Annotated in this window: 9 protein-coding genes and 1 riboswitch; of the genes, 5 read left to right on the top strand and 4 right to left on the bottom strand. The window is 65.3% G+C overall.

Going from position 1 to position 11,154, the window contains the following annotated elements; all coding sequences use genetic code 11:
* Positions 1-5: 5 nt before the first annotated feature.
* The 4 genes from EOA23_RS10065 to EOA23_RS10050 form a co-directional block, all read right to left on the bottom strand.
* Positions 6-3,767 carry a cobaltochelatase subunit CobN gene (locus EOA23_RS10065; protein WP_127303812.1) on the bottom strand — a complete coding sequence of 1,254 codons (3,762 nt, stop codon included), beginning with the start codon at positions 3,765-3,767 and terminating at the stop codon, positions 6-8.
* A 30-nt stretch (positions 3,768-3,797) separates the two neighbouring features.
* Complete coding sequence (gene cobW, locus EOA23_RS10060; protein WP_127303810.1) at positions 3,798-4,835, bottom strand: cobalamin biosynthesis protein CobW; 1,038 nt, start codon at positions 4,833-4,835, stop codon at positions 3,798-3,800.
* 2 nt (positions 4,836-4,837) lie between these two features.
* Entirely contained in the window at positions 4,838-5,263 is a 426-nt protein-coding gene (locus tag EOA23_RS10055) for a DUF1636 family protein (protein WP_127303809.1), read from the bottom strand.
* Positions 5,264-5,302: 39 nt separating this feature from the next.
* A riboswitch (cobalamin riboswitch) is annotated at positions 5,303-5,508 on the bottom strand.
* 30 nt (positions 5,509-5,538) lie between these two features.
* A complete protein-coding gene (locus tag EOA23_RS10050) occupies positions 5,539-6,738 on the bottom strand; it encodes a winged helix-turn-helix domain-containing protein (protein WP_127303807.1) in 1,200 nt (399 codons plus the stop codon).
* A gap of 334 nt (positions 6,739-7,072) precedes the next feature.
* On the opposite strand from EOA23_RS10050, the gene EOA23_RS10045 reads away from it, so the two are divergent.
* The 5 genes from EOA23_RS10045 to EOA23_RS10025 are packed head-to-tail and all read left to right on the top strand — an operon-like array spanning position 7,073 to position 11,147.
* Positions 7,073-7,438 (top strand): NADH-quinone oxidoreductase subunit A, encoded by a 366-nt coding sequence (locus tag EOA23_RS10045; protein WP_042643187.1) that lies wholly within the window; start codon positions 7,073-7,075, stop codon positions 7,436-7,438.
* Positions 7,429-8,010: an NADH-quinone oxidoreductase subunit B gene (locus EOA23_RS10040; RefSeq protein ID WP_015317338.1), complete on the top strand. Its 582-nt coding sequence runs from the start codon at positions 7,429-7,431 to the stop codon at positions 8,008-8,010. Before EOA23_RS10045 ends, EOA23_RS10040 begins: the two co-directional genes overlap by 10 nt.
* A gap of 4 nt (positions 8,011-8,014) precedes the next feature.
* On the top strand, positions 8,015-8,620 hold the full coding sequence (locus EOA23_RS10035) for an NADH-quinone oxidoreductase subunit C (RefSeq protein WP_042643181.1): 606 nt from the start codon (positions 8,015-8,017) through the stop codon (positions 8,618-8,620).
* 9 nt (positions 8,621-8,629) lie between these two features.
* Entirely contained in the window at positions 8,630-9,820 is a 1,191-nt protein-coding gene (locus tag EOA23_RS10030) for an NADH-quinone oxidoreductase subunit D (RefSeq protein ID WP_127303805.1), read from the top strand.
* 1 nt (position 9,821) lies between these two features.
* A complete protein-coding gene (locus tag EOA23_RS10025) occupies positions 9,822-11,147 on the top strand; it encodes an NADH-quinone oxidoreductase subunit E (protein WP_127303803.1) in 1,326 nt (441 codons plus the stop codon).
* Positions 11,148-11,154: the final 7 nt, after the last annotated feature.

Below are 11,154 nucleotides of genomic sequence, written 5' to 3'. Positions count from 1 at the left end.
GGCATTCATGCCGCCACCTCGTTTGTTTCGGCTTCGGCGATCAAGGCAGCGAGATCGTCGTCGATGGAATTCCTGAGCGGATGCCAGAGGCCGCGCCGTCGCGCGGCGAGGAAGCGCTCGGCGATAACTTTCGCCGCCGCCGGGTTCTCGCGCAGCAGGAAGGCGCGGACGTCCGGGTCGGCGACATAGGCGTCATGCACGGCCTCGATCAGCGCGCCGGAAATGGCGTGCGTGGTCTCGGCGAAGCCGACCAGGCGGTCGACCGTCTCAGCGAATTCCGAGGCGCCGCGTGGGCCGTGACGCATCTGGCCTGCGATGAAGCGCGGGTTGACGGCGCGGGCGCGGACCACGCGCGAAACCGCTTCGCCGACCGAGCGCGGCTTCGGCTTCTGCGGGTCGGTGGTGTCGAGCACAATAACGTCGGCGTTGCGGCCAAGCGCTGCAAGCGCCGCCGAAAAGCCGCCGATGAAGGCGACATCGGCTGAGCCTTCGAGGATATCGCGGCCCGGATCGTCGCCGGTGTGAACGAGAAGATCGGCTTCGGCGACCCGGCCTTCGAAGGCGCCGGGCGCGGCAATCGCGTCGCCGTCGGCGCCGCCATAGACATGTGAGGTGGCTTCGAGATAGGCGCGGCCGATCTCCTCACGCACGCCCCATTCGCCGCGCGACAGCAAATCCTCGACGCCGGCGCCATAGGTGCCGGGCGAGGTGCCGAAAATGCGCGGGCTGAGCTTGCCGTGAGCGCGCGTCGCCGCGGCGAGCGGGTTCTCCCTATCGTCCTCGTCGCGGCCGGCGACGGCATTGGCGGCGGCGTCGATCAGCGCGATCTGTGTCGGGAACATGTCGCGGAACAGCCCGGAGATGCGCCAGGTGACGTCGACGCGCGGGCGGCCGAGCGCGCCCGGCGGCAGCACCTCGATGCCGGTGATACGCCCCGTGGCGGCATCCCATTGCGGACGGCAGCCCATCAGCGCCAGGCCTTGCGCGATCTCCTCGCCGCCGGTGCGCAGCGAGGCCGAACCCCAGAGGTCGATGACCAGCGAGCGCGGCCAGTCGCCATGGCTCTGCATGTAGCTGCGCACGACTTCCTCCGCCGCCGCCTGGCCGAGATCATAGGCGGTTGGCGTCGGCATGGTGCGCGGGTCGGAGGTGAAGAGGTTGCGGCCGGTGGGGAGCACATCGGAGCGGCCGCGCGCCGGGGCGCCGGCGGGGCCTGCCTTGATGTGGCGGCCGTCGAGCGCGGCGAGCAGGTTGGCCTTTTCGGCTTCGGCGCTTTGCCGGCGCAGCGGATCGGCTTCGTCTTCCGGTGCGCGGCCATAGACATGCAGCCCGTCCTTGACGGCGAAATCCTTGAGATCGCAGAGCCAGGCATCGATGCGGCGCAGCGCTTCGTCGGGCTGGTCGGTCCTGGCGACGCCGGCTTCCGAGGCAAGCCCGGTCTTCCGCGCCGTCTCGACGATCAGCTTGGCAAGTCGGTCGCGGCGGCGGCGGTCGAGCCCATCGGCCTGGGCATATTCGTCGACCAGCCGTTCCAGCCTCTGTTGCGCCTCGTCAAGGCCGGCGCCTGTCAGCGGCGGGGGCAGATGGCCGAGCGTCACGGCGGAAATGCGGCGCTTGGCCTGCGCCGCCTCGCCGGGATTGGAGACAATGAAGGGATAGATGACCGGCAACGAGCCGGTGACGACCTCGGGGAAGCAGGTGTTGGAGAGCGCGACGGTCTTGCCTGGCAGCCATTCCAGTGTGCCATGCGCGCCGACATGGATGATGGCATGGACGCCGAGTGATTTCCGCAGCCAGAGCCCGAAAGCGATCAACTCGTGGCGGGGAGGCAGGGTTGGGTCGTGGTAGTCAGCGCGGCGGTCGGCCGAGCGACCCCGGTCGGGTGCCAGTGCGACGGTGACGTTGCCGAAGGTGGCGGCGCGGAAGGGGAAGCGGTTCTGGGGGGTAGCTTGCAAAAGCTCGCGTTCTGTCGCCCCCCCCTCTGTCCTGCCGGACATCTCCCCCTCAAGGGGGGAGATTATCCCTTGCGCTCGGCTTTCGCCAATTTTCGGCCTAGCAGAGGGAGAGCCGGCAGAGGAACTGCCAATCTCCCCCCTTGAGGGGGAGATGTCCGGCAGGACAGAGAGGGGGGCCTCGCGCAGCCCTATCTGGTCTTCCGCGCTGCCCCAGGCAGCCCTGACTGCATTACGCGCGCCTTCCGGCAGTTCCGCGGACAAGCGCAGGTAGTCTTTTGAACTTAACCCGTGCCCACCCACCTCCAGCGCATCCAACAACGCCCGCGGCGATTGCGGAATCCCTTCAACCGCGTAGCCCTGTTCTTTCAGGTCATGCAGCATTGCAAGCACACTCGACGGCACATCAAGCCCAACGGCATAACCGGTCCGTCCAGGGGCGCCTGGATAGTCAGGAACCAGGATCGCCAGCTTGCGCTCGGCCCGCTCCGTCCGCTGCAGGCGAATAAAGGCCGCGATCCGCCTGGCGACCTGCGCCACGCGGTTCGCCTCAGGCCGGTTGGCGAAGGCGCGAAAGGCCAGTGCCGGATCGGTCTCGATCTCGCCCTTGAAGGAGATGGCGCCGGCCAGGATGCGGCCGTCGAGCTCGGGCAGGACGACATGCATGGCAAGATCGGCGGGCGCCAGGCCACGCTGGTTGTTCTCCCAGACCTCGCGGCGCGTCGTGGCGACAATGACCTGAAAGACGGGCACGCCGGCGCGGTCGAACAGGGTCTCGGCGCCGGGCTCCGCGCCGGAGGCGAACGCGGTGGCGGTGATGATGGCGGCGGGGTTCAGCGAGGCGACGGCGGTTTCGACGAAGGCGAGCGACGCCGGGTCTTTCAGGCTGGAGACGAAAATCGGCACGGGCGTCAGGCCTTGCAGCTTCAACGCCTCCGCGAGAGCGTCGATCGGTGCTACGTCTGCCGCCAACAGCATCGAGCGGTAGAAGAGGATGGGGACGACGGCGAGATTGTCGACGTCGAGTTCCGTCGCCCCCCTCTCTGTCCTGCCGGACATCTCCCCCTCAGGGGGGGAGATTGCTTTGTCGTTGACGGTTTCGCCAATCGCGGATGCTGCAGATGGCTCTTTTGATGCCGATGAAGAAAAGGCGCCGAGGCTGGTGACGGCTGATCTCCCCCCTTGAGGGGGAGATGTCCGGCAGGACAGAGAGGGGGGCGAAGGATCGCCGACCTTTGAAAGGTTAGGCTTCTCAACGACACCAACTCCCGGCTGATAAAACCCAGCCTTCGGTACGCCGACAGGCTCTGCAACAACCGTATCCGACCCGGCCAACCGCGCCAGCCTTTGCACCAGCGCCGCCATATTCGCCGGGCCGCCTTCGCGGAAATAGCCGAGCAGGGCGTCCAGCTCCGCACGCGGCAGGGTCGAGGCTTCGATCAGCCGCTGGTCCTCGTCATGACTTTCGCCGGGCAGCAGCGCCAGCTTGATGCCGCGCTCGCGCGCCACCGCGGCGAGCTGGTCGCAGCCATAGCGCCACCAGTCATAGCCGCCGAGGATGCGGACGAGGACGACCCTGGCGTGGCGGGCGACGCTGTCGATCCAGAGATCGACCGACATCGGGTGGCGAAGATCGCGCAAGGCTGCCAGCCGCATCGAGGGCAGCCGCGCGGCATCGGCCTTCCAAGCAGCGGCCAGGCCGGCGAGATCGCTGTCGGTGAAGGACAGCGCCACGACATCCGCAGGCGTCTGCCTGAGGTCGATCGGCTCGGCGAGATCGTCGAGCGAAGCGGATGTGGTGGCGAGGATATGCATAGCGGTTCGGGTCGGCCTTTCGTATTGGCCTCAGCCGGCGAGGATACGCTCGATCGCCGGGCGGTTCAGCCCCTTGAGGCCAATGACGACGAGCCGCGAGCGGCGGTCGTCCTCGGCCGTCCAGGCGCGGTCGTAATAATGGTTGACGCGCGGGCCGACGGCCTGGAGCAGAAGCCGCATCGGCTTGCCGCCGACCTCGACAAAACCTTTGACGCGCAGCACATTTTCCTGCTCGGCGGCAAGGGCGACGCGCTTGGCCAGCTCGTCCGGACTGGCGATCGACGGGATGTCGATGACGAAGGAATCGAAATCGTCATGCTCGTGGTCGAGCTCATCGTCGTGATGGGTCTTGCGGTTCTCGATATCGTCCTCGACGGCGAGGCCGAGGCCGAGCAGCACCGAAGGATCGACCTTGCCCTGCGCGGTCGGCACGATTTTCACGGCGCGCGCCACATGCTCGCCGATGACGGCGTTGGCGCGCTGAGAGCCCGCCGCGTCCATCAGATCGCTCTTCGACAGGATGATCAGGTCGGCGCAGGCGATCTGGTCCTCGAACACCTCTTCGACCGGATCGTCATGGTCGAGCGAGTCGTCCGCCGCGCGCTGCGCCTGGAGCGCATCCATGTCGGAGGCAACGCGGCCGTCGGCCAGCGCCGGGCCGTCGACCACGGCAACGACGCTGTCAACCGTCACGCGGCTCTTCACCGTCGGCCACTGAAAAGCCTGCACAAGCGGTTTCGGCAGAGCGAGGCCGGAAGTCTCGATCAGGATGTGGTCGACCTTCGGCGTGCGGGACAGGATCTGGTCGAGCGCCGGCACGAAATCGTCGGCGACGGTGCAGCAGATGCAGCCATTGGCGAGCTCGACGATGTTTTCCTCCGGGCAGGTGTCGACGCCGCAGCCTTTCAGGATCTCGCCGTCGATGCCGACATCGCCGAATTCGTTGACGATGATTGCCAGCCGCTTGCCCTTGGCGTTCTCGAGCAGGTTGCGGATCAGCGTCGTCTTGCCGGCGCCGAGGAAGCCGGTGACGACGGTGCAGGGCACGCGGGAAACGGAAGCGTTCATGGTCAGTCCTTCAGCATGTCGAGAGGAGGGATGCGGGCAACCAGGCCGCGCTTGAGGGAATCGGGCCGGCCGCGCCAGGGGATAAGGCCGTCGGCCGAGGTGGCGAAGAGCTTTGCGCCGGCGACGAGGTCGGCGCCGCTGGTCGTCTCCAGATCGCCGAAGACGTAGCTCCAGCAGCCGTCGCGCAGCAGCGCCGCGCTCAGCCGGCGCTTGCAGTTGCCGAGGCATTCGACGGTGCGGATGCGGATGTTTTCGCTCGAGGCGGCGCGGCGCGTGTCATCGGCCAGCAGCGCGCCGGCGCGCGGATGCGCATCGGACCCGGCCTCGTCGCGGCAGGATGAGCAGACGATGACGGTCACGCCGCCCAACGCGTCGGGCTCGGACGAAATGTCCGCGATCTTTGCCGGGAAACTGCCGTTGCGATCCAAAACCAGGCTCCTTGCCCGGAAAACCCGCCGGGCATTCGGATACTTAAAGTCTCAGACGGCAGGTCTCCTGGCTCGCGGGTCGTCGCCTCAGATGCCGCCTTCCCGGGAACATCCCAGTGGTTTTCGGCCGGGGCTCGTCGCTTACAGTTGCGGGGACAGCCGCGGATTTGGGTTTTTGGGCCCGCACCGCATTCCCTCTTGGCTCCTCCCTTTGCCGGGAGAAGACCGTCTGGGTCAAGATTTAGGCTTACGGCTGGGCGCCTGTCAACGCGCGGCTACGACGCCGCGATGTCGGCCAGCGCCGGTCCGAGGTCGCCGGCCGGTGTCACTTCGATTGCCTCCAGGCCGAGCCAGCCCTGCATCTGCTTCAGCTCCTCGAAGAGCTGGGCTGCCGTCTCCGGCGGCGCGTCGGGCTCGGCATAGGCGGCATGGACGCGCAGCACGCTGGCCGGGCGGTCGGCGCGCAGATCGACACGGGCGACGATCCGGTCGCCGAGCAGGAAGGGCAGCACATAGTAGCCGTATTGGCGCTTTTCGGCCGGCGTATAGATCTCGATGCGATAGCGGAAGTTGAAGAGCTTTTCGGTGCGCGTGCGTTCGAAAACGACGGGATCGAAAGGGGCGAGCAGGGCGCGCGCTTCTATCCGGCGTGGGATTCGCGCGTCCTTGTGGAGATAGGCGGGCTTATCCCAGCCTTCGACCTTCACCGGCAGCAATTCGCCGGTTTCGACCAGTTCCTCGATGCGGTCCTTCGTATCGCCGGGCGCCAGCCGGAAATAGTCCCGGAGGTCGCTATAGGTGGCGATGCCGTGGGCGCGGGCCGAGATGCGCAGCAATTCGCGATGCGCCTCCTCGACCGAGGGCACCGGCAGGTCGAGCACGGCCTGCGGCAAAACGCGCTCCGGCAGGTCGTAATAGCGCTCGAAGCCGCGCCGGTAGGCGGTGGTGATGCGCCCGGCCCAGAACAGCCATTCGAAGGCGTGCTTGGCCTCGCTCCAGCCCCACCAGCCGCCATTGCCCTTGTGGCCTTCGATGTCGGAGGCGGCGATCGGCCCGCGATCGGCGACCTCTCTATAGATATCGTCGATCATCTCCTTGCGCTCACGGCCCCATTTAGCCAGGCCGAGATACATCTCCTCGCCCTCCTCGGCGCGCTGCATGCGCCAGCGCAGCAAGGGGTAGGTCTCGACAGGCAGGAACGATGCCTCATGGGCCCAATATTCAAAGACCGCGCGCTTGCGGCCAACGGCGGCGTTGTCGAGGAGCGCCAGCGGATAGGGGCCGAGGCGCGAATAAAGCGGCATGTAATGAGCGCGTACCACGGCGCTGACGGAATCGATCTGCAACAGGCCGGTTCGCGAAAGCACGCGCGCAAGGTGCCGGCGATCCGGAACCCCTGCGGGACGAGGGTCGTTGAACCCCTGTGATCCAAGCGCAATGCGCCTGGCCATGGCGAGCGAGATCTTCTCCTTCATCAGCTGTCCTTGCCCCGATCGTCCGTTGGATTTTTAGCCGGTGATTCCTGCCATGCTAGCAGGCAAATGGCGGGAGATATGTCAGGAGAGAAAAGTGGAGTGAAAAGTGAAGGAAATCAAACAGGAGCGGATCGGACCAGTTTCTTCCGATATGGCGTCCAGGGCCGCGATTTGAACAAGGTTTGACTTGCGTCACCGAAACCGCTGCGCTAACCCTCGCCGCGTTGCAGCATGGGCTCCCTTAAAACGGTTCAGCGGTTAAACTGTCACGCTTCCGCATTAGAGTTCGTTGCTGTAATCAAAGTGAACTGCCCCGCCGAAGGAAAGCCGCCGCATGAGCGCACTCCTGAGTTCATATCTGCCTATCGTGCTGTTCATCGCCGTGGCGATGATCGTGGGTCTGGCGCTCATCATCGCCCCCTTCCTGGTGGCCTATCGCAATCCCGATCCGGAAAAGCTTTCCGCCTATGAATGCGGGTTCAACTCGTTCGACGACGCCCGCATGAAGTTCGACATCCGCTTCTACCTGGTGTCGATCCTGTTCATCATCTTCGATCTCGAGGTCGCCTTCCTTTTCCCGTGGGCGGTGTCCTTCTCGAAGCTCGGCATGCTCGGCTTCTGGTCGATGATGGTGTTTCTGGCGGTGCTGACCATCGGCTTTGCCTATGAATGGAAAAAAGGAGCGCTGGAATGGGATTGAACGACAGTTCAGGCACCCTCGTCGCGCCGAAGCCCAAGGGCATCATCGACCCCAACACCGGCAGGCCGGTGGGGGAGGACGATCCCTTCTTCCTCGAAATCAACAATGAGCTGGCCGACAAGGGCTTCCTTGTCACCTCGACCGAAGCGCTGATCACCTGGGCGCGCAGCGGCTCGCTGATGTTCATGACCTTCGGCCTCGCCTGCTGCGCGGTCGAGATGATCCACACCTCGATGCCGCGCTATGACTCGGAGCGTTTCGGCGTCGCGCCGCGCGCGTCTCCCCGCCAGTCCGACATCATGATCGTCGCCGGCACGCTGACCAACAAGATGGCGCCGGCACTTCGCAAGGTCTACGACCAGATGCCGGAGCCGCGCTACGTCATCTCGATGGGCTCCTGCGCCAATGGCGGCGGCTACTACCACTATTCCTATTCGGTGGTGCGCGGCTGCGACCGCGTCGTGCCGGTCGACATCTATGTGCCCGGCTGCCCGCCGAGCGCCGAAGCGCTGCTCTACGGCATTCTCCTTCTGCAGAAGAAGATCCGCCGCACCGGCACGATCGAACGGTGAACCGATGACCCTGGCGTTGAACGAACTCTCCACCTATCTCGGCGAGAAGCTCTCCGGCCGCATCGGCGAAGCCGTGCTTGCCTATGGCGAGCTGACCGTTTCGGTCGAGCCGGGCAATCTGATCGAGGTGGCGACCTTCCTACGCGACGATGCGCGCTGCCAGTTCATCTCGATCATCGACATTTGCGGCGCCGACTATCCGTCACGCGCCAAGCGTTTCGACGTCGTCTATCACCTTTTGTCGCCGAAACAGAATGTGCGCATCCGCCTCAAGGTCCAGGCCGACGAGGAAACGCTGGTGCCGTCGCTGACCGCTGTCTATCCCGGCGCCGACTGGTACGAGCGCGAGACCTACGACCTTTATGGCGTGCTGTTCTCGGGCCATCCCGATCTGCGCCGCATCCTCACCGACTACGGCTTCGAAGGGCATCCGCTGCGCAAGGATTTCCCGCTGACCGGCTTCGTCGAGGTGCGCTACGACGACGAGGCCAAGCGGGTCATCTACGAGCCGGTCGAGCTCAAGCAGGAATTCCGCAATTTCGACTTCCTCTCGCCCTGGGAAGGCACCGACTACGTGCTGCCCGGCGATGAGAAGGCGAAGGCAAACTGAGGCGCCACGATGGCTGAAACCTCCGTCCGTAATTTTAACATTAACTTTGGACCTCAACACCCTGCAGCGCACGGTGTTTTGAGATTGGTCCTCGAACTGGACGGCGAAGTTGTTGATCGCGTCGATCCGCATATCGGCCTGCTTCACCGCGGCACCGAGAAGCTGATCGAGGCCAAGACCTATCTTCAGGCCGTGCCCTATCTCGACCGGCTCGACTACTGCGCGCCGATGAACCAGGAGCATGCCTTCGCTTTGGCCGCCGAGCGCCTGCTCGGCATCGAGGTGCCGAAGCGCGGGCAGCTGATACGCGTGCTCTATTCCGAGATGGGCCGCATCATGTCGCACATCTTGAATGTGACGACGCAGGCGATGGATGTCGGCGCGCTGACGCCGCCGCTGTGGGGCTTCGTCGAGCGCGAAAAGCTGATGGTGTTCTACGAGCGCGCCTCGGGTTCGCGCATGCATGCGGCCTATTTCCGGCCGGGCGGCGTGCACCAGGATTTGCCGCAGAAGCTGGTCGAGGATATCGGCAAGTGGATCGACCCGTTCCTGAAGTCGATCGACGACCTCGATGCGCTTTTGACCGGCAACCGCATCTTCAAGCAGCGCAATGTCGATATCGGCACCGTTTCGCTGGCCGACGCCTGGGCCTGGGGCTTTTCGGGCGTGATGGTGCGCGGTTCGGGCGCCGCCTGGGACCTGCGCAAGGCGCAGCCTTATGAATGCTATTCCGAGATGGATTTCGACATCCCGGTCGGCAAGAACGGTGACTGCTACGACCGTTATCTTGTGCGCATGGAAGAGATGCGCCAGTCGGCCAAGATCATGCGCCAGTGCGTCGATCTGCTGCTCGGCAAGGAAAGCGCCGGCCCGGTGTCGAACCTCGACGGCAAGGTCGTGCCGCCGAAGCGCGCCGCGATGAAGCGCTCGATGGAAGCGCTGATCCACCACTTCAAGCTTTATACCGAGGGCTATCGCGTGCCGGCCGGCGAGGTCTATGCGGCCGTCGAGGCGCCCAAGGGCGAATTCGGCGTTTATCTGGTCTCCGACGGCACCAACAAGCCCTATCGCTGCAAGCTGCGCGCGCCGGGTTTCGCGCATCTGCAAGCCATGGATTTCCTGTGCCGCGGCCACATGCTGGCCGACGTCACCGCCGTGCTTGGCTCCCTCGACATCGTGTTTGGTGAGGTCGATCGCTAAAATGTCAGTTCGTCGTCTCGCAGATGCCAGCGTCCAGCCAGCCACCTTCGCCTTCAACGAGGCTAATGCGGCGGCGGCTGAGCAGTGGATCGCCAAATACCCGAAGGGGCGCGAACAGTCGGCCATTATCCCGCTGCTGATGATCGCGCAGGAGCAGGAAGGCTGGGTCACCAAGGCGGCGATCGAGACGATTTCGGACATGCTCGGCATGCCGCGCATCCGTGGTCTCGAGGTCGCGACCTTCTACACACAGTACCAGCTCAATCCGGTCGGCACGCGCGCGCATATCCAGGTCTGCGGCACCACGCCCTGCATGCTGCGCGGCTCGGAAGCGCTGATGGATGTGTGCCGCTCGAAGATCCATCACGACCAGTTCCACACCAACGACAAGGGTACGCTGTCGTGGGAGGAGGTCGAATGCCTCGGCGCCTGCGTCAACGCGCCGATGGTCATGATCTTCAAGGACACTTTCGAGGACCTGACGCCTGAGCGGCTGGCCGAGATCATCGATCTCTACGACGTCGGTAAGGGCGCCGAGGTCAAGCCGGGGCCGCAGAACGGCCGCCATGGCTCCGAGCCGGCCGATGGTTTGAAGACGCTTACCAGCGAAAAGGCGATCCTGAAGTCGACGCGTGACAAGGAAGCCAAGGCGGCCGCAAAGGCTGCCAAGGACGCCGCCGCGGCGCCGGCTGCTGCCTCTGCCGCCGTCGTCTCGCAGGTGGCGCCTGCCGCGGCCCCGGCTCCCGCTGCTCCGGCCGCCTCGGGCCCGGTTGCGCCGTCCAAATCCAGCAAGCCGAAGACCGATGCGCCCGAGACCAGCCCGGCCTTGGCGACGCCGTCGCCGGTCAAGGTCGCTCCGGCCACCGAGAAGGCGGCCAGCGTCAGGGCGCCGCGCCATTCGGCCGCCAATGCCAATCAGGCTTCTCCGGAAGTCGAGGCCGTTTCCAAGCCGCGCAGCGGGCCCAAGAACAAGGCCGAGCCGGCTGCCGCCTTCAAGGCGCCGGAAACCAAGCAGCCGGTCGCCAAGACGGAAAAACCTTCGCTGGAGGACAAGAACCGGCCGGCCGGCATCGAGCGTCCGGCGACGGTCGACGACCTCAAGCTGATCTCCGGCGTCGGTCCGAAGATCGAAGCGATCCTGCATTCGCTGGGCATCTACACCTTCGCGCAGGTCGCCGCCTGGAAGAAGGCCGAGCGCGAATGGGTCGACGGCTATCTCAATTTCCGCGGCCGCATCGAGCGCGACGACTGGGTGAAGCAGGCCAAGGCGCTCGCCAAGGGCGGCGTCGCCGAATACATCCGCGTCTTCGGCAAGAAGCCGGTCTGAGGGACGA

Origin of the sequence: Mesorhizobium sp. M2A.F.Ca.ET.042.01.1.1, from assembly GCF_003997405.1 — a bacterium.
Lineage (GTDB): Bacteria > Pseudomonadota > Alphaproteobacteria > Rhizobiales > Rhizobiaceae > Mesorhizobium.
Note: the sequence above shows the minus strand (reverse complement) of the source record. Positions and strands in the feature narration are given on the sequence as shown.

Coding starts and splice junctions, on each gene's coding strand:
- cobW (WP_127303810.1), bottom strand. CDS start 4,835: ATGAACGCTTCCGTTTCCCGCGTGCCCTGCACCGTCGTCACCGGCTTC.
- EOA23_RS10065 (WP_127303812.1), bottom strand. CDS start 3,767: ATGCATATCCTCGCCACCACATCCGCTTCGCTCGACGATCTCGCCGAG.
- EOA23_RS10035 (WP_042643181.1), top strand. CDS start 8,015: ATGACCCTGGCGTTGAACGAACTCTCCACCTATCTCGGCGAGAAGCTC.
- EOA23_RS10050 (WP_127303807.1), bottom strand. CDS start 6,738: ATGAAGGAGAAGATCTCGCTCGCCATGGCCAGGCGCATTGCGCTTGGA.
- EOA23_RS10040 (WP_015317338.1), top strand. CDS start 7,429: ATGGGATTGAACGACAGTTCAGGCACCCTCGTCGCGCCGAAGCCCAAG.
- EOA23_RS10045 (WP_042643187.1), top strand. CDS start 7,073: ATGAGCGCACTCCTGAGTTCATATCTGCCTATCGTGCTGTTCATCGCC.
- EOA23_RS10030 (WP_127303805.1), top strand. CDS start 8,630: ATGGCTGAAACCTCCGTCCGTAATTTTAACATTAACTTTGGACCTCAA.
- EOA23_RS10025 (WP_127303803.1), top strand. CDS start 9,822: ATGTCAGTTCGTCGTCTCGCAGATGCCAGCGTCCAGCCAGCCACCTTC.